19 protein-coding genes and 2 pseudogenes are annotated in these 22,882 nt (G+C 72.8%); 15 read left to right on the top strand and 6 right to left on the bottom strand.

Features of this window, described 5'->3' with window-relative positions; translation table 11 throughout:
* Positions 1-118 precede the first annotated feature (118 nt).
* Positions 119-1,240, top strand: a complete 1,122-nt coding sequence (locus ACZ7FF_RS07860; protein WP_470810362.1) for an ATP-grasp domain-containing protein — start codon at positions 119-121, stop codon at positions 1,238-1,240.
* A gap of 292 nt (positions 1,241-1,532) precedes the next feature.
* Here the strand turns inward: ACZ7FF_RS07860 and ACZ7FF_RS07865 are convergent, their stop codons facing one another.
* Positions 1,533-2,870 (bottom strand): 6-phospho-beta-glucosidase, encoded by a 1,338-nt coding sequence (locus ACZ7FF_RS07865; RefSeq protein WP_470810363.1) that lies wholly within the window; start codon positions 2,868-2,870, stop codon positions 1,533-1,535.
* 98 nt (positions 2,871-2,968) lie between these two features.
* Here ACZ7FF_RS07865 and ACZ7FF_RS07870 point away from each other — a divergent pair.
* Both ACZ7FF_RS07870 and ACZ7FF_RS07875 read left to right on the top strand, forming a co-directional pair.
* Positions 2,969-3,499 (top strand): annotated as a pseudogene (locus tag ACZ7FF_RS07870) (DUF4981 domain-containing protein); the annotation flags it as partial.
* A 194-nt stretch (positions 3,500-3,693) separates the two neighbouring features.
* Positions 3,694-4,536, top strand: a complete 843-nt coding sequence (locus tag ACZ7FF_RS07875) for a hypothetical protein (protein ID WP_470810365.1) — start codon at positions 3,694-3,696, stop codon at positions 4,534-4,536.
* A gap of 233 nt (positions 4,537-4,769) precedes the next feature.
* Here the strand turns inward: ACZ7FF_RS07875 and ACZ7FF_RS07880 are convergent, their stop codons facing one another.
* Positions 4,770-5,108 carry a nuclear transport factor 2 family protein gene (locus ACZ7FF_RS07880; RefSeq protein WP_470810366.1) on the bottom strand — a complete coding sequence of 113 codons (339 nt, stop codon included), beginning with the start codon at positions 5,106-5,108 and terminating at the stop codon, positions 4,770-4,772.
* Positions 5,109-5,435: 327 nt separating this feature from the next.
* Between ACZ7FF_RS07880 and ACZ7FF_RS07885 the strand changes: the two genes are divergently transcribed.
* A complete protein-coding gene (locus ACZ7FF_RS07885; RefSeq protein ID WP_470810367.1) occupies positions 5,436-6,836 on the top strand; it encodes a glycoside hydrolase family 16 protein in 1,401 nt (466 codons plus the stop codon).
* 98 nt (positions 6,837-6,934) lie between these two features.
* Here the strand turns inward: ACZ7FF_RS07885 and ACZ7FF_RS07890 are convergent, their stop codons facing one another.
* Positions 6,935-7,840: a helix-turn-helix domain-containing protein gene (locus ACZ7FF_RS07890; protein WP_470810368.1), complete on the bottom strand. Its 906-nt coding sequence runs from the start codon at positions 7,838-7,840 to the stop codon at positions 6,935-6,937.
* A 146-nt stretch (positions 7,841-7,986) separates the two neighbouring features.
* On the opposite strand from ACZ7FF_RS07890, the gene tkt reads away from it, so the two are divergent.
* Genes tkt through ACZ7FF_RS07925 form a run of 7 tightly spaced genes read left to right on the top strand, consistent with a single transcriptional unit; the run spans position 7,987 to position 16,891 of the window.
* Entirely contained in the window at positions 7,987-10,062 is a 2,076-nt protein-coding gene (gene tkt, locus ACZ7FF_RS07895) for a transketolase (RefSeq protein ID WP_470810369.1), read from the top strand.
* Positions 10,063-10,105: 43 nt separating this feature from the next.
* Entirely contained in the window at positions 10,106-11,248 is a 1,143-nt protein-coding gene (tal, locus tag ACZ7FF_RS07900; RefSeq protein ID WP_470810370.1) for a transaldolase, read from the top strand.
* Positions 11,248-12,834, top strand: coding sequence for a glucose-6-phosphate dehydrogenase (gene zwf / locus ACZ7FF_RS07905; RefSeq protein WP_470810371.1), 1,587 nt, complete (start codon positions 11,248-11,250; stop codon positions 12,832-12,834). Before tal ends, zwf begins: the two co-directional genes overlap by 1 nt.
* On the top strand, positions 12,831-13,757 hold the full coding sequence (gene opcA, locus ACZ7FF_RS07910; RefSeq protein ID WP_470810372.1) for a glucose-6-phosphate dehydrogenase assembly protein OpcA: 927 nt from the start codon (positions 12,831-12,833) through the stop codon (positions 13,755-13,757). The genes zwf and opcA overlap by 4 nt, the downstream gene beginning before the upstream one ends.
* 1 nt (position 13,758) lies before the next feature.
* Entirely contained in the window at positions 13,759-15,405 is a 1,647-nt protein-coding gene (gene pgi, locus ACZ7FF_RS07915) for a glucose-6-phosphate isomerase (protein ID WP_470810373.1), read from the top strand.
* 7 nt (positions 15,406-15,412) lie between these two features.
* Positions 15,413-16,291 (top strand): phosphogluconate dehydrogenase (NAD(+)-dependent, decarboxylating), encoded by an 879-nt coding sequence (gnd, locus tag ACZ7FF_RS07920; protein ID WP_470810374.1) that lies wholly within the window; start codon positions 15,413-15,415, stop codon positions 16,289-16,291.
* 6 nt (positions 16,292-16,297) lie between these two features.
* Positions 16,298-16,891 carry a histidine phosphatase family protein gene (locus tag ACZ7FF_RS07925; protein WP_470810375.1) on the top strand — a complete coding sequence of 198 codons (594 nt, stop codon included), beginning with the start codon at positions 16,298-16,300 and terminating at the stop codon, positions 16,889-16,891.
* Positions 16,892-16,912: 21 nt separating this feature from the next.
* On the opposite strand, the gene ACZ7FF_RS07930 is transcribed toward ACZ7FF_RS07925, so the two are convergent.
* Positions 16,913-18,784, bottom strand: a complete 1,872-nt coding sequence (locus ACZ7FF_RS07930; protein ID WP_470810376.1) for an ArnT family glycosyltransferase — start codon at positions 18,782-18,784, stop codon at positions 16,913-16,915.
* Positions 18,785-19,168: 384 nt separating this feature from the next.
* Between ACZ7FF_RS07930 and ACZ7FF_RS07935 the strand changes: the two genes are divergently transcribed.
* Positions 19,169-19,834, top strand: coding sequence for a TetR/AcrR family transcriptional regulator (locus tag ACZ7FF_RS07935; protein WP_470810377.1), 666 nt, complete (start codon positions 19,169-19,171; stop codon positions 19,832-19,834).
* A gap of 120 nt (positions 19,835-19,954) precedes the next feature.
* On the opposite strand, the gene ACZ7FF_RS07940 is transcribed toward ACZ7FF_RS07935, so the two are convergent.
* The gene (locus ACZ7FF_RS07940) at positions 19,955-20,551 is read right to left on the bottom strand and encodes a TetR/AcrR family transcriptional regulator (protein ID WP_470810379.1); all 597 of its coding nucleotides are present in this window, start codon (positions 20,549-20,551) and stop codon (positions 19,955-19,957) included.
* A gap of 98 nt (positions 20,552-20,649) precedes the next feature.
* Between ACZ7FF_RS07940 and ACZ7FF_RS07945 the strand changes: the two genes are divergently transcribed.
* The gene (locus tag ACZ7FF_RS07945; protein ID WP_470810380.1) at positions 20,650-21,528 is read left to right on the top strand and encodes an NAD(P)-dependent oxidoreductase; all 879 of its coding nucleotides are present in this window, start codon (positions 20,650-20,652) and stop codon (positions 21,526-21,528) included.
* Between the two features lie 12 nt (positions 21,529-21,540).
* Here ACZ7FF_RS07945 and ACZ7FF_RS07950 read toward each other — a convergent pair whose 3' ends face one another.
* Positions 21,541-21,978: a PPOX class F420-dependent oxidoreductase gene (locus tag ACZ7FF_RS07950; RefSeq protein ID WP_470810381.1), complete on the bottom strand. Its 438-nt coding sequence runs from the start codon at positions 21,976-21,978 to the stop codon at positions 21,541-21,543.
* Positions 21,979-22,065: 87 nt separating this feature from the next.
* On the opposite strand from ACZ7FF_RS07950, the gene ACZ7FF_RS07955 reads away from it, so the two are divergent.
* Positions 22,066-22,581, top strand: coding sequence for a TetR/AcrR family transcriptional regulator (locus ACZ7FF_RS07955; protein WP_470810383.1), 516 nt, complete (start codon positions 22,066-22,068; stop codon positions 22,579-22,581).
* A pseudogene (locus tag ACZ7FF_RS07960) lies at positions 22,578-22,760 on the top strand (MFS transporter); the annotation flags it as partial. The gene ACZ7FF_RS07955 and the pseudogene ACZ7FF_RS07960, both read left to right, overlap by 4 nt.
* Positions 22,761-22,882 lie beyond the last annotated feature (122 nt).

A 22,882-nucleotide genomic window follows, 5' to 3' on the forward strand; every position in this document is an offset into this window, starting at 1 on the left:
CGCCCCAACACCGAAGCCCCTCATCTCCCTTCACGCAGGGCCGCTTGGTGTCCCTTCCTCCCTCCTGCCCGGGCACGGGCCGCCGAGCCCTGCCCGCACACCCTGAAAGGCGGCCTGGATGTTCTCTCGCGTACGCGTCTGGCTCAACCGCACGTACGCGGAGAACGTCTTCTTCATGGATCAGCTGCGCAGGAATCCCAGCGATCGCGCGGTCGAGATCCATGCCACGCACGCCGACGCCGACTCCCCCGTGCTGGCCGCCGCGGACACCGCCGACCTGGAGCCGGTGGGCCTGTCCCCCGCCGCGTACGTCGAGTACGCCCTCGACCAGTGCGTCCGGCGCGGCATCGACGTGTTCGTGCCCCGGCTGCACCAGGCCGCGATCGTTGCGCACCGCGCGGAGTTCAGGGCGGCGGGCACGGCCCTGCTCGCGCCGACGCCCGAGGCGGTCGCCGTGTTCGAGGACAAGGCCACCGCGTACGAGGCGGTGCGCTCGGTGGGCGTTCCGGTGCCGCCGTGGTGGCGGGTGCGCACGGCGGACGAACTCGTGGCCGCCGTGGAGGAGTTGGAGGCCGCCGGGCACAAGGCGTGCTTCAAGCCGGCTGCGGGCGCGGGCGGGGTCGGCTTCCGGGTGGTCACCCGGGCCCCCTTCTCGCTGGCCCACCTCGAAGGTTTCCCCGGTCCGTACGTGCAGCTCGACCTCGTCGTCGAGGCGCTGCGGCGGGCCGAGGAACCGGTGGACTGGCTGGTGATGCCGCGCCTGGAGCAGCCGGAGGTCTCGGTCGACTGCCTCACCGGGCCGGACAACCGGGTGCGGCTCGCGGTGGGCCGGACGAAGAACGGCCGCCGCCGGGGCTTCACCCTGGACGAGCGCTGGCTGGCGCCCGCCCGGCTGATCGCCGGGGGCTTCGGGCTCCACTACCTGTCCAACATCCAGTTCCGCATGTTCGGCGACCGCCCGGTGCTGCTCGACATCAACACCCGGCCCGCCGGCGGGCTGCACCAGCTGTCGCTCTGCGGGGTGAACGCCCCCTGGGCCGCTGTGCAGTTGGCGCTGGGCGAGGACCCCGGGGTCGTCGAGCCGCCGTTCCTCGGGCAGGACTACACGGTGGTGTCCGGGCCGCGCCCGCTGCTGCCCGCGGCGCTTCCGCGGCAGCGGACGGAGTCCCCCGAGGTCGTGCTGCCGGTCCCGCTGCCCGTACAGGCTCCGGCTTCGGCGGCGGAGGTCCTGCCGCTGTAGCCCGGCGCACCTTCCCGAGGGCCCGCGCGGGGCACGGACCCGGCGCGGGCACCGGCTCGGCGGTGAAAACTGAGGACATTCGTGGTGACGATGTCCGGACTGCCCGGCGGCGAGCCCGGCGCGAGGCGGCCGAACTGGATCGTCAACGCGTGGAACTCCGCCGCCCTCGACGTGCTCGACCGCCAGTGGGACATCGCCGCCCCCTTCCGGGGGAGATCGACCGGCTCGCCGGCGACCACGACGTCAAGGTGCCCCGCGACTGCACCCGCAGAACCTGGGGCTGACCGCCCGCCTACTTGAGGTACGCGAGACCCGGGTGGACCGCGGTGTACCCCTCGACCAGCCGGCGGGCGACGGTCACGGAGTCGACCAGCGGGTGCAGCGCGAAGGCCTTCACCGCCGTCGTACGGGATCCGGACGCGGCGGCGGAGAGCACCTCGCGCTCCACCGCCTTGACCGCGCAGACCAGCCCGGTCGCGTGCCCGGGCAGCGGGTCGACCGCGACCGGATGCGCCCCGTTGGCGTCGACCAGGCAGGGGACCTCGATGACGGCGGCGGCGTCGAGCGCGGCGAGGGTGCCGCGGTTCTGCACGTTCAGGACCAGCGTCGTCCGCTCGTTCCGGGCGATCGCCCGCATCAGGGCCAGGGCCACCTTCTCGTAGCCGCCGGAGAGGTCGTCGGCCTCCCGCTCCCCGGCGCCCGCCGTCTCGCGGTTCTCCGCCATGTAGGTGGCCTCGCGCTCGGCCCGGGTACGCTCCCACGCCGCCAGGGCGGAGCCGTCCGTGCGCCGGGCCTCCTCGTAGAAGCGGGCCTGCTGGTCGCGCAGGAAGGCGCCCCGGGTCCGCTCGGCCTCCTGGTAGGCGCGGACGGTCTCCCGGTTGAAGTAGTAGTAGTGCAGGTACTCGTTGGGGACGGCGCCCAGGGACCGCAGCCAGTCGGCACCGAAGAGCCTGCCCTCCTCGAAGGAGCCGAGCAGCGCGGGATCGCCGAGCAGACGGGGCAGTTCGTCGCGTCCGGCGACGCGCAGGCCGCGGACCCAGCCGAGGTGGTTGAGGCCGACGTAGTCGACGAACGCCTCCTCCGGGTCGGCACCGAGGACGCGGGCGATGCGGCGGCCGAGGCCGACCGGGGAGTCGCAGATGCCGATGACGCGGTCGCCGAGGTGCCCGGCCATGGCCTCGGTGACCAGGCCGGCCGGGTTGGTGAAGTTGATGACCCAGGCATCGGGTGCGAGGCGGGCCACACGGCGGGCGATGTCGACCGCGACGGGAACGGTCCGCAGGCCGTAGGCGATCCCGCCCGCGCCGACCGTCTCCTGCCCGAGCACGCCCTCGGCGAGCGCCACCCGCTCGTCCTGCGCCCGGCCGTCCAGTCCGCCGACGCGGATCGCGGAGAAGACGAAGCGGGCGCCGCGCAGCGCCTCGTCGAGGTCGGTGGTGGCGGTCACCCGGGGGGCCTCGGGGACTCCGGCGGCCTGTTCGGCCAGGACACGGGTCACCGCGCGCAGCCGGCCCTCGTCCAGGTCGTGCAGGACGACCTCGGTGACCCGTCCCTCGCCGCGGTCGGTCAGCAGCGCGCCGTACACGAGCGGCACCCGGAACCCGCCGCCGCCCAGAATCGTCAGCTTCACCCCTGCACCCTTCCCGGCGGACACCCTGAACGCCATGCGTCATCTTGCATCACACCGGTGCCCGCTCCTTGGCGACCGCCCGCCCGCGGGCCGGGCACCACCGCGCCGCCACCGAGTCCACGCCGCGTCTTCAGGGCGGCTTCATCCGGGAGTTCCGGGATCCCGCGATGCTGCGGCACGTGAGCGAGGGAAGAGCGGCCGGGCTCGCGTGCGCCGGACCGTACGACGGCGTCGCCGCCGCACCCGGTCGTCGCCGGGCGTACCCGGCGGGCCCCCACCGACGCCGGGAGGGCGCGGCCGAGGTCCGTATCGGGTACTACCGGCACGAGGGCATCGTCCTCACGAACCACCGGCGGTTCCGTGGCCTCGGCGGGCTGGCGGCGACCTGGGAACTGTCCCTGGGCGACGGCCGGGCGCTGACCGCGCCGGCCGAGCTGCCGGATCTGCGGCCGGGCGAGACCGCGGCCGTACCGCTGCCGCTGCCGCTCCCGCCGCCGGGGGACGGCGGCGAGGTGTGGCTGACGCTGCGGGTGACGACGGCCGAGGACGAGCCCTGGGCGCCGCGCGGCACGGAGGTCTGCGCGCCCCGGATCCTGCTGCGGGCGGCCGCCCCGGCTCCGGCGACGGCCCCCGCCGGTCCGCAGCCGGCGGTCATCAGGGCCCGGCCCGCCGAGCCGCATCAGACGGCCGCCGGCGGTACCGCACGGCGAACGCCTCGCGACCCGGCGGTGTGCATTCGGTCATGAACCACCGACACCGGGGTGCGCCGGGCGGGCACGTGGTTCTATTCGAGCTCCATCTGCATATACATGACAGGAGCCCGATGAAGCGTCAACTCGCCGCGCTCACCGCCCTGGTGGGCGCGCTCGTGTGCGCCGCCCCCGGCGCCTCGGCGTCCGAGCCGACCCGGTGGGCGGCGACCGGCACGTCGTACACCGACACCCTGGGCGGCGGCCAGGGCCTCGCGAGCCGGGCCGACGGCTCGCTGCTGCACCGCGGCCTGCTGGACATCCCGCTCGACCTGCGGATCAAGGGCTGGAACCACGTGGGCGACCCGGACATCGCGCGCGGCTACGTCTTCGACGCCTACCAGGGCGCCGACACGGCCACGTCGAAGATGTACGCGGTGACCACGCCGGGCGGGAAGCGGTACGACTACGTGCACCCGCTGGATCCGGGCGAGAAGGTCAACAACTCCTTCGCCGCCGTCTCGCCCGACGGGCAGTGGCTGGTGTCGGGCGAGTGGGGCGACCAGAGCCGGCTCCAGGTGTTCCCGGCGCCCCTGCTGAACCCGGCCACGCCGAGGACCGGCGGCACACTGGCGCAGGCCGGGCAGATCAGCCTGGACAAGCCGGTCCGGTCCATCCAGGGCTGCGACTTCGTCACCGCCACCCGCCTGGTGTGCGCCTCGGACGACGCCTCGCGCGAGCTGTTCCCCGAGAGCAGGCCGCTGCTCCAGGTCGACCTGCCGCACCCGCTCGACGGCAGGCCGGTGACCGGCGCGGTGAGCAGCCTGTTCGGGGTGCCGCAGAAGAGCCTGTGCACGGGCACGTTCGAGGCCGAGGGCGTCGACTACGACCCGGGCACCGGCACCCTGCGCGCGGAGGTGATCGCGCCGGGCGTGTGCGCGGTGGCGACGACGGTGTACTCGTACCGGCAGCAGTAGGCCGCCGGGCGTGGCGCCGGGACGGACTCCGCAGGACGGCGGCGGGTTCGGCGCCGCCGTCCCACCGCCCGGTCCGGCAAGGAACGATCACCGTGGTCGGCGACGGTTGTCGCACACCTGGCGGCGGGGCATGCCGGGGGCGACCAGGCGTCCGATAAGCGCGACAGCCCTGGACACCGATGGAGTGAGCGGGCGGCCGCCGCAGGGCGTGAGCCGGGTGGCCGCGCGGCCGGTCAGACACGGCCGCCGAAGAAGACCTGGACCTCGTGGATGAGGCCGTCCCGCACGGTGATGGCCTCGACGTTGCGGTACCGGCCGCCGGTGGCCGGCTCGTACTCGTACTGCACGAACACCGACTCCTCGTCGGCCGGGACCAGATGCAGGATGCGCTGCTCGACGAAGCGGTCGGCGGTGGGGAAGCAGCGCTCGAAGAAGGCCGCCTTGCCGATGTGGTCGTCCTGCGGGCTGGTGAAGGTGAAGTCGTCGGCGTAGAGCGGGAGCGCGGCCTCCCGGTCCCCCGCCCGGTAGTGGCGGAACGCCGCCTCGACGACGCGGGCCGGAGTGCCGTTCATGCGCTCTCCTCGGTCGTGGGGTGCCCGTACCCCGCCACGATAGGACCGCGAGGCGCCCGGGGCCGGGCACGGCCGCCGCGCGTCCTCACCGGAACCCTCGGCGAGCACCCTCCGGACGCGAAGGATCGCCCCAGTACGGGCGGTTCACCCGGCGGACCCCCCGTTCACCGAGTGAACTCGCCTGCAAAGAAAGGACTTTGTTTGCTTCAAGCCTTGACGACCGAAGGGCCGGGGAGCACATTGGCGACACCGTGAGAGCGCTCTCAGAACCACGTCGGAGCGCTTGTCGAGGGCTCCCGCACACCCCCGTACCCGAGAGGCCCCCCCATGAGCGAATCCTCCGGCACACCCAGACCCCGCTCGTTGCGGCGCGCGCTCGTCGCGGTCGTCGCCACGCTCGGCCTGGCCGCGGCCGTCGCCACGGCCTCCTCCGCACCCGCGGACGCCTCCGCCCCCGCCCCGCCGTCGGGCTGGTCCCAGGTCTTCCTGGACGACTTCAACGGCGCGGCCGGCTCCGGTGTGAACACCTCCGACTGGCAGTACGACACCGGGACCTCGTACCCGGGCGGGGCCGGCAACTGGGGCACCGGCGAGGTCGAGAGCATGACCTCCAGCACGAACAACGTCGCGCTCGACGGCAGTGGCGACCTGCTCATCACCCCGCGCCGGGACGCCTCCGGCAACTGGACCTCCGGCCGCATCGAGACCACCCGCACCGACTTCCAGCCCCCGGCGGGCGGAAAGCTGCGGGTGGAGGCCCGCATCCAGATGCCCGACGTGACCGGCGACGCCGCCGCCGGGTACTGGCCGGCGTTCTGGATGCTGGGCGCGCCCTTCCGGGGCAACTACCAGAACTGGCCGGGCGTCGGCGAGCTGGACATCATGGAGAACGTCCAGGGCCTGAACAAGACGTGGGCCACCATGCACTGCGGCACCAGCCCCGGCGGCCCGTGCAACGAGACCACGGGCCTCGGCAACTCGACCGCGTGTCCCCACTCGACCTGCCAGTCGGGCTTCCACACCTACACCATGGAGTGGGACCGCTCGGTGAGCCCGGAGGCGATCCGCTTCTACGTCGACGGTGTCAACTACCAGACCGTCACGGCGAACCAGGTGGACGCGGCGACCTGGGCCAACGCCACGAACCACGGCTTCTTCGTGATCCTGAACGTGGCGATGGGCGGCGGCTTCCCGGGCGCGTTCGGCGGCGGTCCGACCAGCGCCACCGAGTCCGGCCACCCGATGGTGGTCGACTACGTGCAGGTGCTCCGGTCCTCGGGTGGCGGGGGCGGCACCACTCCCCCGCCCCCGGGCAACCGCGACGCCTACAGCGCCATCCAGGCCGAGTCCTACGACGGCCAGTCCGGGGTGAGCACCGAGGCGACCACCGACAGCGGCGGCGGGCAGGACGTCGGCCACATCGCCAACGGCGACTGGGCGCTGTACAAGGGCGTCGACTTCGGCTCGACGGCGGCCACCCAGTTCGACGCGCGGGTGGCGAGCGGTGCGGCGTCCGGGGTGAGCGGTCTGGTGGAGGTACGGCTGGACAGCCGCAGCAACGCACCCGTCGGAAGTTTCGCGGTGGGCGACACCGGCGGCTGGCAGTCCTGGCGGACGGTGCCCGCGAACATCGCCTCCGTCACCGGCACGCACGACGTCTACCTCACCTTCACCAGCGGCCAGCCGGCCGACTTCGTGAACGTGAACTGGTTCGACTTCGGCCACTGACCCGGCACCCCCGCGCCCCCGGTGCCCCGTGCCCGGCCGGAACCCACCGGCCGGGCACCGGGCTCTTCGTGCGGGCCGTGCGGCCGGGCAGGCACCGGCTACCGCAGCTCCGCCCTGAACGCCACCGGGGTGTGACCGGTGTGCAGGTGGAAGAACTTGGAGAAGTTGGCCGCGTCGGGGAAGCCGACGGCCGCCCCGACGCGGCCGGTGGGCAGGTCCGTGTGGGCGAGGAGGCGCTTGGCCTCCAGGACGACGCGTTTGTCTATGAAGCCCTTCGGGGTCTCGCCGGTGGCCGCGCGGACGGCGCGGACGAGGGTGCGGCGGGAGTAGCCGAGGGCGTCGGCGTAGGCGCTGACGCTGTGGTTGGCGGGGAAGCCCTGCTCGACCGCTTCCCGGAAGCGGGTGAAGGTGCTGTCCGTCTGCTGCCGGGAGGACTGTGCCGCGCCGGCCGCGAGATGGGCTAGGCGCAGCAGAAACGCCGTCAGGTTGTGGCGGAGGACCGCCGTGTGCAGGCCTAGCGGGAGCGTCGCCGTGTCCTCGTACTCGCGGCGCAGCTGGTCGAGGGCCGCCTGGAGGCCGGTGAGCTGGGCCGGGCCGGGGTGCAGCAGCGGCGGCAGGTCGTAGCGGTACAGGCCGGTGGTCTCCACGGTGGCGCGGGGCAGGAAGCCGGGTTGCATGGTCAGGACGGTTCCGCGGTACACGCACTCCCGGGAGAAGCGGTGGACCTGCCCGGGACGGATCCACAGCAGGTCGCCGGCCGTGGCCACGTACTCGGCGAAGTCGACCATGTGCCGTACCGGGCCGCCGGTGAACAGCATGACCACGTGGAAGTCGATGCGGTGGACGCGGTCCAGCGGGGCGTCGGCGTGCCAGGTGCGGTCGGCGTCCATGGGGCCGATCTGCATCCCCACGCCGCCGACGGCCAGCTCGGCAGGGAAGGGGAACGTTCTGATTCCGTCGCCGTCAGCGCCGGCGCCCCCGGCTTGGGGCCTTGTGTCAGCCATGTCCTTTTCGCGCCGTCCCTGTCCCGCGATCACTGTCCCAGATTCACCACAGACTGACACACCCCGACCTTCCTTCGAAAAAGTCAGACTTTTAAGTTTGAACGCGTCCGGCCAGGAATCACCCACTGAACGAGGACTTCTTGAAGATGAGCACGCAGACCTCCGACGGCTTCGAGTGGACCGACCTCGACCGGCGTGCCGTGGACACCGCCCGCCTGTTGGCCGCCGACGCGGTGCAGAAGGTGGGCAACGGCCACCCGGGCACCGCGATGAGCCTGGCGCCTGCCGCGTACACGATCTTTCAGAAGGTGATGCGACACGACCCGGCGGACCCGGAGTGGGCCGGCCGTGACCGGTTCGTCCTCTCCCCCGGCCACACCTCGCTCACCCTCTACACCCAGCTGTTCCTCGCCGGGTACGAGCTGGAGCTGGACGACCTGAAGGCGTTCCGGACCCACGGCTCCAAGACGCCGGGCCACCCCGAGTACGGGCACACCGCCGGGGTGGAGACCACCACCGGTCCGCTCGGCCAGGGTGTCGCCAACGCGGTGGGCATGGCGATGGCCGCCCGCTACGAGCGTGGCCTGTTCGACCCGGAGGCACCCGTGGGCGCCTCCCCGTTCGACCACATGATCTGGGCGATCGTCTCGGACGGCGACCTGGAGGAGGGCGTCTCCGCCGAGGCCTCCTCGCTCGCCGGCCACCAGAGGCTCGGCAACCTGGTCCTCGTCTACGACGACAACCACATCTCCATCGAGGGCGACACCGCGACCGCCTTCTCCGAGGACGTGCTGAAGCGGTACGAGGCCTACGGCTGGCACACCCAGCGCGTCGAGCCCGCCGACGGCGGCGACATCGACGTACCCGCCCTGCACGCGGCACTGGAGGCGGCGCGGGCCGAGACCGGGCGGCCCTCGATCGTCGCGATGCGCACCGTCATCGCCTGGCCCGCCCCGAACGCCCGGAACACCGAGGCCTCCCACGGCTCGGCGCTCGGCGCCGAGGAGATCGCGGCCACCAAGCGGATCCTCGGCTTCGACCCCGACTTGAGCTTCCAGGTCGAGGACGAGGTGCTCAGGCACGCCCGCCGCGCCCTGGACCGGGGCGCCGAGGCGCACGCGGCCTGGGACAAGAGGATCGCCGAGTGGCGCACGGCCGAGCCGCGGCGGGCCGGGCTGTTCGACCGCATCAGCAAGGACGAGCTGCCGCGGGGCTGGGAGGACGCCCTGCCGGTCTTCGAGGAGGGCAGGTCGGTCGCCACGCGCGCCGCCTCCGGCAAGGTGCTGCAGGCGCTCGGCCCGGTCGTCCCCGAGCTGTGGGGCGGCTCCGCCGACCTCGCCGGGTCGAACAACACCACCATCGACAAGGACAGCTCCTTCCTCCCCGAGGGCAACCCCCTCCCGGAGGCCGACCCGTACGGCCGTACCGTCCACTTCGGCATCCGCGAGTTCTCCATGGCCGCCGAGATGAACGGCATCGCCCTGCACGGCAACACCCGCGTCTACGGCGGCACCTTCCTGGTCTTCTCCGACTACATGCGCAACGCCGTGCGCATGTCGGCCCTGATGCAGCTGCCGGTGACCTACGTGTGGACGCACGACTCCATCGGCCTCGGCGAGGACGGCCCCACCCACCAGCCGGTCGAGCACCTGGCCTCGCTGCGCGCGATCCCGGGTCTGAACGTCGTCCGCCCGGCGGACGCCAACGAGACCGCCGCCGCCTGGGCCGAGATCCTGAAGAGGCACGCCACGAACCCCGCCCCCCACGGGCTCGCGCTCACCCGCCAGGGCGTGCCGGTGTACGCGCCGAACCCGGACGCGGCCAAGGGCGGCTACGTGCTGCGCGAGTCCTCGACGGAGGTCCCGGAGGTGGTCATCATCGCGACGGGCTCCGAGGTGCAGCTGGCCGTGGCCGCGCGCGAGCGGCTGGAGGCCGAGGGCGTCGGCACGCGGGTGGTGTCGATGCCGTCCGTGGAGTGGTTCGAGGAGCAGCCCCGCGAGTACCGCGAGCGGGTGCTGCCCCCGGCCGTGCGGGCCCGGGTCGCCGTCGAGGCCGGCATCGGCCTGACCTGGTACCGCTACGTCGGCGACGCGGGCCGCATCGTCTCCCTGGAGCACTTCGGCGCCTCCGCCGACGCCGGGACCCTGTTCGACGAGTTCGGCTTCACCCCCGAGAACGTCGCCGCGGCGGCCCGCGAGTCGCTCGCCGCCGCGCGCGGCTGATCCGAACGCGACAAGACAACGCGACAGAAACGCGACTAGAAAGATGAGTACCGTGACCGAAGCAATCGCCACCGCCGGAGCCCTCAAGCGCCTCGCCGACGAGGGTGTCTCCGTCTGGCTGGACGACCTGTCGCGGGGGCGGATCGCCTCGGGCAACCTGGCCGACCTGATCGAGAACCGCAACGTCGTCGGCGTGACCACCAACCCGTCGATCTTCCAGGCCGCCATAGGCTCGGGCGAGGGGTACGAGGAGCAGCTCAGGGACCTCGCGGTGCGAGGTGTGACGGTCGACGAGGCCGTACGGATGATGACGACCGCCGACGTGCGTGCGGCCGCCGACGTCCTGGAGCCCGTGTACCGCGCCTCCGGCGGCCGTGACGGACGGGTGTCCATCGAGGTCGACCCCCGTCTGGCCCACCGCACCGCGGCGACCGTCGCCGAGGCCCGGCAGCTCGCCTGGCTGGTGGACCGGCCGGGCGTGATGATCAAGATCCCGGCGACCAGGGCCGGCCTCCCGGCGATCACCGAGGTCATCAGCCTCGGCATCAGCGTCAACGTGACCCTGATCTTCTCCCTGGAGCGCTACCGCGAGGTCATGGCCGCCTACCTGGCCGGCCTGGAGAAGGCGCGCGAGCGCGGCATCGACCTGTCCACCGTCCACTCGGTGGCGTCCTTCTTCGTCTCCCGCGTGGACAGCGAGATCGACAAGCGGCTGACCGCGCTCGGCACCGACGAGGCGCTCGCGCTGAAGGGCCGCGCTGCCCTCGCCAACGCCCGTCTGGCCTACGAGGCGTACGAGGAGGTCTTCGGCTCCGCCCGCTGGCAGGCGCTGGCCGGGGCCAAGGCCAACAGGCAGCGTCCGCTGTGGGCGTCCACCGGCGTGAAGGATCCCGCCTACAAGGACACCCTGTACGTGGACGACCTGGTCGCTCCGGGCACGGTCAACACCATGCCGGAGGCCACCCTGAACGCCGTCGCCGACCACGGCGGGATCACCGGTGACACGGTGACCGGCGGCTACGCGCAGGCCCGCGCCGACCTGGCCGGCGTGGAGCGGCTCGGCATCCCGTACGACGAGGTCGTGCAGCAGCTGGAGGACGAGGGCGTGGCCAAGTTCGAGGCGGCCTGGCAGGACCTGCTGGACGCCGTGGCGAAGTCCCTGGAGAACAAGGGAGTTGACGCGTGATGACCGAGAACGCAAGCCCCGCCCAGGCACCCGAGGAGGTGCGCGTGCCGGTCGTCCCGGCCGCCGACTGGGTGAATCCGCTGCGGGACGCCCGGGACCGCCGGCTGCCCCGTGTCGCGGGCCCCTCCGGGCTGGTCATCTTCGGGGTGACCGGTGACCTGTCCCGCAAGAAGCTGATGCCGGCCGTGTACGACCTGGCCAACCGCGGTCTGCTGCCGCCGGGCTTCTCGCTCGTCGGCTTCGCCCGCCGGGACTGGGAGGACCAGGACTTCGCCGAGGTCGTGCACGACGCGGTGCGCGAGCACTCCCGCACCCCGTTCCGCGAGGAGGTGTGGCAGCAGCTCGCCGAGGGCATGCGCTTCATCCCCGGCGACTTCGACGACGACACGGCCTTCAAGCAGCTGAAGGACGCCGTGGACGAGCTGGACTCCTCCCGGGGCACCGGCGGCAACTTCGCGTTCTACCTCTCGGTGCCGCCGAAGTTCTTCCCGAAGGTCGTGCAGCAGCTGAAGAAGCACGGCCTCGCGAGCCCGCCCGAGGGCGCCTGGCGGCGGGCGGTCATCGAGAAGCCGTTCGGCCACGACCTGGCCAGCGCCCGCGACCTGAACACGATCGTGCACGAGGTGTTCGAGCCGGACCAGGTGTTCCGCATCGACCACTACCTCGGCAAGGAGACCGTCCAGAACATCCTGGCGCTGCGCTTCGCCAACCAGATGTACGAGCCGATCTGGAACCGGTCGTACGTCGACCACGTGCAGATCACCATGGCCGAGGACATCGGCATCGGCGGCCGGGCCGGCTACTACGACGGCATCGGCGCCGCCCGTGACGTCATCCAGAACCACCTGCTCCAGCTGATGGCGCTCACCGCCATGGAGGAGCCCATCGCCTTCGACGCGGAGGCGCTGCTCACCGAGAAGCTGAAGGTGCTGAAGTCGGTGCGGCTGCCGGAGGAGCTCGGCAGGCACACCGTGCGCGGGCAGTACGCGGACGGCTGGCAGGGCGGCGAGAAGGTCGTCGGCTACCTGGAGGAGGACGGCATCGACCCGAAGTCGAAGACCGACACCTTCGCCGCGATCAAGCTGGGCATCGACAACCGCCGCTGGGCCGGCGTGCCCTTCTACCTGCGCGCCGGCAAGCGCCTCGGCCGCCGGGTCACCGAGATCGCGGTGGTCTTCAAGCGGGCCCCGCACTCCCCGTTCGACTCCACCGCCACCGAGGAGCTGGGCCAGAACGCGATCGTCATCCGCGTCCAGCCGGACGAGGGCATGACCGTGCGCTTCGGCTCCAAGGTGCCGGGCACCTCGATGGAGATCCGGGACGTGTCCATGGACTTCGCCTACGGCGAGTCCTTCACGGAGTCGAGCCCCGAGGCGTACGAGCGCCTCATCCTGGACGTGCTGCTCGGCGACGCCAACCTGTTCCCCCGCCTCCAGGAAGTGGAAGAGTCCTGGAAGATCCTCGACCCGATCGAGGAGTACTGGGCGGCGCACGGCAGGCCGGCGCAGTACTCCTCGGGCAGCTGGGGACCGAGGGAAGCCGACGAGATGCTCGCACGAGACGGACGGAGCTGGCGCAGGCCATGAAGATCGACCTGACCGACACCACGGCAAGCAAGATCAACAAGGCGTTGGTGCAGGGCCGCCGCGCCATCGGCACGCCCGCCGTGGGCATGGTCCTGACGATGGTGATCGTCACGGACGAGGAGAACGCCTACGACTCGATCAAGGCCGCCGAGGAGGCCTCGCACGAGCACCCCTCGCGCACCCTGGTCGTCATCAAGCGGCACGCCCGCACCCTGCGCGACCGCACCCACTCGCGCCTCGACGCCGAGGTCCGCGTCGGCTCCGAGGCCGGCACCGGCGAGACGGTCGTGCTGCGCACCTACGGCGAGGTGTCCGACCACGCCGACTCGGTCGTCCTGCCGCTGCTGCTGCCGGACGCGCCGGTCGTCGTGTGGTGGCCGGTGGACGCGCCCGACACCCCGTCGAAGGACCCGCTGGGCGCGCTGGCCCAGCGGCGCATCACCGACCTGTACGCGATGGAGCAGCCGATGGAGGTCCTGGGGACCCGCGCCCGCAACTACGCCCCCGGCGACACCGACCTCGCCTGGACCCGGCTCACGCTGTGGCGCTCCATGCTGGCCGCCGCCCTGGACCAGGGCCGCGCGCGGATCACGTCGGCGGCCGTCGAGGCCGAGGCGGACAACCCCAGCGCCGAGCTGCTGGCCCGCTGGCTGGAGGTCCGCCTGGGGGTGCCCGTGAACCGCGTGGTCACCGCCGGACCGGTCGTCACCGCCGTCCGGCTCGGCACCGACAGCGGCGAGATCGTCATCGACCGGCCCGAGGGCCCCCTCGCGTCGCTGACCCTGCCCGGCCAGCCGCCGCGCACCCTCGCCCTGAAGGTCCGCCCCACCTCCGAACTCATCGCCGAGGAGCTGCGCCGCCTCGACGCCGACGAGATGTACGCCATCGCCCTCAAGGGCGAGGCCGCCAAGGAGAACGCCTGAGATGGCCGACGCAGATTTCCCGAACCTCACCCGCCGGCCGCAGTGGACGGCGCTGGCCGACCACCGTGCCGAGGGGCAGCCGCACCTGCGCGACCTGTTCGCCGCGGACCCGGGCCGCGCCGAGCGGTACGTCGTCGAGGTCGGCGACCTCCACATCGACTACAGCAAGCACCTGATCACCGACGAGACCCTGGCCCTGCTCCAGGAACTCGCCACCGCCACCGGGGTGTTCGCGCTGCGCGACGCCATGTTCCGCGGTGAGAAGATCAACGTCACGGAGCAGCGTGCGGTCCTGCACACCGCGCTGCGCGCCCCGCGCGACGCGGTGGTCGAGGTCGACGGCGAGAACGTGGTGCCGAAGGTGCACGCGGTGCTCGACAAGATGGCCGGCTTCGCCGACCGGGTGCGCTCCGGCGAGTGGACCGGGCACACGGGCAGGCGGATCAGGAACGTCGTCAACATCGGCATCGGCGGCTCCGACCTCGGGCCCGCGATGGCCTACGAGGCGCTGCGCCCGTACACCGCACGCGAGTTGACGTTCCGGTTCGTGTCGAACGTGGACGGCGCCGACCTGCACGAGGCCACCCGCGACCTGGACCCGGCGGAGACCCTGTTCATCGTCGCGTCCAAGACGTTCACCACCATCGAGACGATCACCAACGCCACGTCGGCCCGCTCCTGGCTGCTGGCGGCCTTCGACGGCGACGAGAAGGCGGTCGCCCGGCACTTCGTGGCCCTGTCGACGAACTCCGGTAAGGTCACCGAGTTCGGCATCGACCCGGACAACATGTTCGAGTTCTGGGACTGGGTCGGCGGCCGGTACTCGTACGACTCCGCGATCGGCCTGTCCCTGATGATCGCCGTCGGCCCGGACCGCTTCCGGGAGATGCTCGACGGCTTCCGGCTGGTCGACGACCACTTCCGCACCGCCCCCGCCGAGACCAACGCCCCGCTGCTGATGGGCCTGCTGGGCATCTGGTACGACAACTTCCACGACGCGCAGTCGCACGCCGTGCTGCCGTACAGCCACTACCTCTCCAAGTTCACCGCCTACCTCCAGCAGCTGGACATGGAGTCCAACGGCAAGTCGGTGGACCGGCAGGGCCGCCCGGTGGAGTGGCAGACCGGCCCGGTCGTGTGGGGCACGCCCGGCACCAACGGGCAGCACGCCTACTACCAGTTGATCCACCAGGGCACCAAGCTCATCCCCGCCGACTTCATCGGCTTCGCCCGGCCGGTCGCCGAGCTGAGCGGTGAACTCAAGGCGCAGCACGACCTGCTGATGGCCAACTTCTTCGCGCAGACCCAGGCGCTGGCCTTCGGCAAGACCGCCGAGGAGGTCCGCGCCGAGGGGGTGCCCGAGGAGCAGGTGGCGCACCGCACCTTCCGCGGCGACCACCCCACCACGACGATCCTCGCGCGCGAGCTGACCCCGTCCGTGCTCGGCCAGCTGATCGCCCTCTACGAGCACAAGGTGTTCGTGCAGGGCGCCGTGTGGAACATCGACTCCTTCGACCAGTGGGGCGTGGAGCTGGGCAAGGTCCTCGCCAAGCGCGTCGAGCCCGCCCTCAGCGAGGGCGCGGACGTCCCCGGTCTCGACCCGTCCACCACGGCCCTCGTCGCCGCCTACCGTTCTCTCAGGAAGTGAACTGACAATGCAGCTCGGTCTCATCGGTCTCGGCAAGATGGGCGGCAACATGCGCGAGCGGATCCGCCGCGCCGGCCACACCGTCCTCGGCTACGACCGCAACCCCGAAGTGTCCGACGTCAAGAGCCTCGAAGAGCTGGTCGAGAAGCTGGACGCGCCCCGCACGGTCTGGGTGATGGTCCCGGCCGGCACCGCCACCCAGGGTGTCGTCGACGAACTCAAGGACCTGCTGTCCGAGGGCGACACGGTGGTCGACGGCGGCAACTCTCGCTGGACGGACGACGAGAAGCACGCCGCCGAACTCGGCGTCAAGGGCATCGGCTTCGTCGACGCCGGTGTCTCCGGCGGCGTGTGGGGCCTGCAGAACGGCTACGCGCTCATGGTCGGCGGCGACAAGGAGCACGTGGAGCGGCTGCAGCCGATCTTCGAGGCGCTCAAGCCGGAGGGCCCGTACGGCTACGTGCACGCGGGCCGGGTCGGCGCCGGGCACTTCTCGAAGATGGTCCACAACGGCATCGAGTACGCCATGATGCAGGCCTACGCCGAGGGCTGGGAGCTCCTGGAGAAGGTCAAGTCGGTGGACAACGTCCGGGAGGTGTTCCGCTCCTGGCAGGAGGGCACCGTCATCCGTTCCTGGCTGCTCGACCTCGCGGTCAATGCCCTGGACGACGACGAGCACCTCAACAAGCTGCGCGGCTACGCGGAGGACTCCGGCGAGGGCCGCTGGACCGTCGAGGCGGCCATCGACAACGCGGTGCCGCTCCCGGCGATCACCGCCTCCCTGTTCGCCCGGTTCGCGTCCCGGCAGGACGACTCGCCGCAGATGAAGATGATCGCCGCGCTGCGCAACCAATTCGGCGGCCACGCGGTCGAGAAGAAGGACTGAGCCGCCGTGGGGGACCTCCTGCTGGTCCGCCACGGTGAGACGGAGTGGAGCCGGTCGGGACAGCACACCAGCTGGACCGACCTGCCCCTGACCGAGCGGGGCGAGGAACAGGCCAAGTCGCTCGCCCCGCTCCTCACCGGCCGGACCTACGCGCTCGTCCTGGCCAGCCCGCTGGGCCGTGCGATGCGCACCGCCGAACTGGCGGGCCTGCCCGGGGTCGTGGCCGACCCGGATCTGCACGAGTGGGACTACGGCGGCTACGAGGGCATCACCACCGACGAGATCCACCGCACCCGCCCCGGCTGGGACCTGTGGACCGACGGCGTGGCGCCCGGCCCCGAGAAGCACCCGGGCGAGTCACCGGCCGAGGCCGGCGCCCGCGCCGACCGGGTGCTGGCCCGCATCGACACCGCCCTCACCGAGGCCGAGGACGACGTGGTCCTCGTGGCCCACGGCCACTTCCTGCGGGTGCTGACCGCGCGCCGGCTGGGGCTGCCGCCCGTCGAGGGACGGCTGTTCCAGCTGGCCACCGGCACGGTCGGCCGGCTGTCCACCGAGCACGGCCGGCCCGTGATCGCCGAGTGGAACAGACGGCCGTAGCAGGTGCCTTCGCGGCCCGGGTCACCCTGTGTGGCCCGGGCCGCAGTCGTACAGCAGCCGGATGCGGTCGCCGGGGTCGTACGCGGCCGGCGGGACGGCCGTGCAGTGCGCGGCGGTCCAGCGCAGCAGCGCCCCGGCCGGGGTGCGCGCCCGCAGCGAGCGGTGCGACAGGACGACGTAGCGCAGCCGGCCGGTGGCGACGAGCCGGTGGAAGAGCGCGGGCGCCGGGTACGGGACGCGGCCGGTGAAGCCGCCCATCGGCAGGACGGGCGCGTCGGCGGCGAGGACGTACGGTGCCGCGGACTCCCAGCCGGGCACGGCGGCCAGGTAGCGGGCGCCGTCCCGGTACGCGCTCAGATAGGCGAGCAGCCGCCGCCGCTCGGGGCCGAGGGTGGCGAGCGCGGTGCCGGCGCGGGTGCTGGTGGGGCCGACCCGGCCGAAGCCGCCGGGCTGGTTGTAGCGCGGGGAGAGGGCGGAGGCCGACCAGACCGCCGGGACGAGGAGGACCGCGCCGAGGCCCGCGGCGAGGGCGGCCGGCCTGCGCAGGCCGAGCAGCACCAGAGCGAGCAGGCCCAGGGCCGCGGCGCAGGGCGCCGCCCAGGGGAAGAAGCGCGGGTACCACAGCGTCAGGGCGGCGCACCAGCCGACGCCGGCGGCCAGCACGGCCGGCAGCGCACGGGAGCGGCGGGCCCGGACGACCCCGGCGGCGGCGAGCGCGGACAGGGCCACGGCGACGACGCCCATGTAGTAGGTGTGGCCGGTGACGCTGCCGAACGAGAACACGGCGAAGAACGTCGTGAGCCACCCGCCCCACAGCACGTACCCCGCCAGGTGCCGGTCCGTGCGCGGCACCCGGCGCCGCCGCAGCGCCAGCAGCCCGCCCACGAGGCCGAACGCGGCCAGCGGGTAGAGCCAGCCCGTCTGGGTGGCCAGGCCCGGGCTGAACATCTTCCACATGCCGTCGCCCATGCCGGGCCCGGCGTGTCCGGCCGTGTGCGCCGCGCGGCTCGCGACGATGCTGCCGGTGCCGGCCGCGTCGACGCCGACGGCGTGGAAGCGGGTCAGGAAGTTGTAGCCGACGACCAGCGAGAACGGCGAGTCGTCGGTGGTGCCGTCGAGATAGGGGCGGTCGCCGGCCGGGGTGAGCGCGGCCACCAGCATCCACGACAGCGACACGGTCACGGTCACGGCACCCGCCAGGGCCAGGTGCGTCACGCGGCGGCGCAGCGCGGTGGGCGCGGTGACGACGTAGGTCGCGGCCAGGGCGGGCAGCACGGCCCACGCCTCCAGCATCTTGCACTGGAAGGCCAGGCCCACCCAGACGCCCGCGAGCAGCAGGGGGCGCGGGCGGGCCCGCTCGGCCGCCCGCCAGGTGGCCTCCGCGGCCAGCAGCAGGAGCAGTACGAAGGGGGCGTCCTCGGTGACCGAGCGGCCGAGGCCCACGGTCACCGGGGTCAGCGTCAGGAAGCCGGCCGCCAGCAGCCCCGCAGGGATCCCGGCCCAGCGGCGCACCAGCAGGTGCAGCAGCAGGACACAGGCCACCATCTCCAGTGCCTGGGGCAGCACCAGTGCCCAGGGATGGAAGCCGAACAGCAGCGCGGACAGGGCCTGCGGCCACAGGAACCCGGGCAGCTTGTCCAGGGTGATGGAGCCCGCCGGGTCGAAGGAGCCGTAGAAGAAGGCGGCCGGGCCGCCGGTCATGCTGCGCACCGCGCTCGCGTAGAACGCGTGGTAGGTGCTGCGGTCCAGGCCCCACAGGCACAGTACGGCGGCCAGCGCGGCGATGCCCGCGAGCACCGGGCGTTCGCAGCGCTCGGCACGGCCACGGACGGCGGGGGCGGGGTCGGTCGGGCGTTCGGGGCTCAGCAGCGGACTGCTGGCGGGGCTCGGCATGGACGGCCTTCCGGCGTTCCGGGGGCACCGCGTCCGGGACGCCGGGCGCGTCCAGGACCGGTACGAGGATCAGCCGTTATGACCGGTGGTGGCGGGCGCGGGTTCCGGATCTCACCGAGGTCTCACCGCACGCACACCCCGTGCTTCACCGGGTGCGCCGCCCCGCGTGCCGGGCCGCCGGCCCCGAGGGGGCCGGCTCGCGAAAAGCGTCGTACCGGCCACCGCCGCCTCGTGGCGGAATGCCTGACAGAGCGGCCGTAACCCTTCTCCGGGCAAGGCGTTCGGTGGACCGACCCCCCTGGCCCTTCGGAGGGCTGCTTCTACAATCACCCGCACGCGAACGAGTGCGCCCGCACCCGGCGTGCCACGGCCCGAAGGAACCCGATGACCAGCGTCGAGAAACCGGTACGACCCTCCGGCCGCGTGCGCGACGCTGCCCGCACCCAGGCCGAGATCCTCGACGTGGCCACCCAGGAGTTCGCGCGGGCCGGCTACGACGGCGCCCGGGTGGACGAGATCGCCGCCCGCACCCGCACCACGAAGCGGATGATCTACTACTACTTCGGCGGCAAGGAGCAGCTGTTCACAGCGGTTCTGGAGCGGGCGTACGGCGTGATCCGGGACGCCGAGCAGCAGCTGGACGTGGAGCACCTGGATCCCGTCGCGGCGATCCGGCGCCTCGCCGAGCTGACCTTCGACCACCACGAGCAGCACCCGGACTTCATCCGCCTGGTGAGCATCGAGAACATCCACGGCGCCGAGCACATCGCGGCCTCCGAGCGGCTCGGGAGGATCGGTTCCCCGGTGCTCGACGTGATCCGCCGCATCCTCGCCGCCGGGCAGGAGTCCGGGCTGTTCACGGCCGACGTGGACGCGGTCGACCTGCACGCGATGATCAGCTCGTTCTGCTTCTTCCGGGTCGCCAACCGGGCCACCTTCGGCGCCCTGTTCGGCCGGGACCTGGTGGCCCCGGCCCAGCGCGCGCGCTACCGGACCATGCTGGGCGACATGGTGATCGCGTACCTGACGGCCGAGCGGGCCGAGGACTGACACACCGGCACGACTCCCCCGCGGACGCGCACGGCAAGGCGGCCGGGGACGCGTGCACGCCCTCTTGACACGCAGGAGACGCGGACGCAGCATCCCACCCACTGCCGGGGCCCTCCCCGCTCAGCCCGTGGGGACCACGGCCGCGTCGAGCAACGGTCCGAGTTCGCCGGCGACCGTGGTCAGGGGCCGTACGTCGCGTTCGGCGCGGGCCATCAGGATCGCGCCCTCCAGTGCGCTGATCATCAGCGTGGCCAGGGACTCGGCGCGGGCGGCCGGAACGCCCATGCCGGTGAGGGCCTCTGCGAGCGGGTTCCGCCACGACGTGAAGGCGGCGGCCACGGCCTCGTTGGCCGAGTCTGCCGTGGAGGCGCGGTGGACCGTGGCGGCGGCCACCGGGCAGCCCGCGGCGAAGCCGTCCTTCTCGTACTCGTCGGTCCACTGCGCGACCATCGCGGCGAACAGCGCGCTCGGCGTGGGCTCCGGGAGGCCCGCGCGGAAGCGCCCGATCCGCTTGCCCGCGTACCGTCCGGCCCAGCCCACGGCCTCGTTGACCAGCTGTTCCTTGCCGCCCGGGAAGTAGTGCTGCAGGGAGCCGCGCGGCGCCCCGGCGTGTGCGGCGACCTCGCGCATGCCCGTCGCGGCGACCCCGTCGCGCCGGATGAGCTGGGCCGCGCTGAACACCATCCGCTCACGCGGTCCCCGCTGCGCCTCGGTCATCCTCGCCCTCCTGTCTTCCCCCCAGTCTATGACCGTCGTCATAACGGTCGCTACTATGACGACGGTCATAGTCGATCCACGGAGGAAGGGCGGCCCCCATGCACGTCGGTTTCATCGGCCTGGGAGTGATGGGCCGGCCCATGGCGCTGCGCCTGGCGGCCGCGGGCACCCCGCTGGTGGTGTGGAACCGCACCCCGGAGCGCGCCGAGCCGCTGCGTGCGGCGGGCGCCGAGGTCGCCGCCGGCCCAGGGGAGGTGTTCGCGCGGGCGGACGTGGTGCTGCTGATGCTCGCCGACGAGGCGGCGGTCGACGAGGTGCTCGGCCGGGGCACCCCCGAGCTGGCCCTGCGCGTCGCGGGACGCACGGTCGTGCACATGGGGACGACCTCGCCGGAGTACTCCCAAGCCCTGGAGGCCGACGTCCGGGCCGCGGGCGGCCGCTACGTGGAGGCGCCCGTCTCCGGATCCCGCGTCCCGGCGGAAGAGGGGCAGCTGGTGGCCATGCTCGCGGGCGAGGAGGGCGCCCTCGACGCGGTACGGCCGCTGCTCGCGCCGATGTGCCGCGACACGTTCGGGTGCGGCGCGGTGCCCGGCGCCCTGCTCATGAAGCTGTCCGTGAACCTCTTCCTGATCACCCAGGTGACCGGGCTCACGGAGGCCTTCCACTTCGCCGAACGGCAGGGCCTGGACCGGCGGCTGTTCCTGAGCGTCCTCGACGCGGGCCCCATGGCCAGCGGGGTCTCGCGGATGAAGGCGCCGAAGCTGCGCGAGCGGGACTTCGCGGTGCAGGCCGCCGCGCTCGACGTGCTGAAGAACAACCGGCTCATCGCCGAGGCGGCCCGCAAGGCCCGTCTGGCCTCGCCGCTGCTCGACGTCTGCCACGCGCTGTTCGGGGAGACGGTGGCGCAGGGGCACGGCGGCGAGGACATGGTCGCGGTCCTGCGCGCGATCGAGGCGCGGACCGCCGAGGCCCCCTGAGCCGTCCGGCCGTCAGCGCTTCGGGACGCCGTACACCCGGTCGACGTGCAGCCGTACCACCAGGCGGCGGTCACGCACCATCGCGGCCCGGTAGTCGTCCCAGTCCGGGTGTTCGCCGAGGAGGTCGCGGTAGAGCCCGACGAGTTCCTCGACCGTCTCGTCGTGCGGGTCCTCGGCCACCGGGGACAGCTCGGCCGTGCCCTCCGCGACGGCGTACGCCCAGCGGTCGGCGCTGGTGACGTGGTACGAGGCGCGGGGGTCGCGGCGCAGGTTGCGGGTCTTGGCCCGGTCGTCGGTGACCGAGACACGGATGATCCGCTCGTCGGGGTAGTAGGCGTGGCTGACGTTGGACAGCTGGGGGCGTCCGTCGCGCCGGAGCGTGACCAGCACGCCGCCATGGCTCTCGGAGATCAGCTGGAGCAGCGCGTCCTGCGTGGAGTCCTGGGTCATGACTGGATCAACTGCGCGGAACCGCGGCCGCATTCCCCGCAGGCCAGGAGAGTAGACAGTGTCTACGTCGACTGGTGGACACGGTCTATGACCGATTCCGCCACGAGCCTGCGGGAGATCGCCCGGCGCGCGGGCGTCTCCCACGGGGCGCCGCGCCGCTACTTCCCCACCCATCTGGAGCTGCTGTCGGCCATCGCCCGGCGGGGCTTCGCCGACCTGGCCGGCCGGGTGGAGACGACCCTGGCGACGGCACCGGCCGGCCCCCGCGCACGGGTGGCCGCGCTGGCCCGCGCCTACCTGGAGTTCGCGCTGGACGCTCCCGGGATGTACGAGCTGATGTTCCGTCATGACCTGCTGGAGAGCGGTCGGCTGGGGCTGCGGGACACGAGCCTGCCGCTGTTCGGCCTGCTCGCCGCTCTGATCGGCGAGGTCCGGCCCGGCGCCGACGCCCGGCGGGCGGCGGGCGCGCTGTGGGCGAACCTGCACGGGACGGCCCAGCTGTGGCACTGGCGCAGCCTCCAACTCGCCATCGACAGCGATGACTTCGGCCCACTGCTCGACACGGTGCTGACCGCGCACCTCGGCCCGCCGGCCGACCGGTGAACCGGCGGCCGACGCTGACGAGCAGCATCGCCGGCGCGGTGGTCGTCGCCCTCGACGGCACGGTCCTCACGGTGGCGCAGCCCAGCCTGCAACGGGACCTGCACGCCACGATCGCCGAGGTGCAGTGGACCAGCACGGCGTATCTCGTCGCGGTGGCGGCCGCCCTCATCGGCACCGGCACCGGGCCGGCGCTGACCGTCCTGGCCGCCGTCGCCGCGCTCGGTGTGCCCCTCGCCCGCGCGCTGCCCGGGCCCGCCGGTGTCGCGTCGCTCACCAAAACCCCTGACGGGGCGGTCCCGGC

The organism is Streptomyces sp. NPDC037126 (assembly GCF_055605965.1).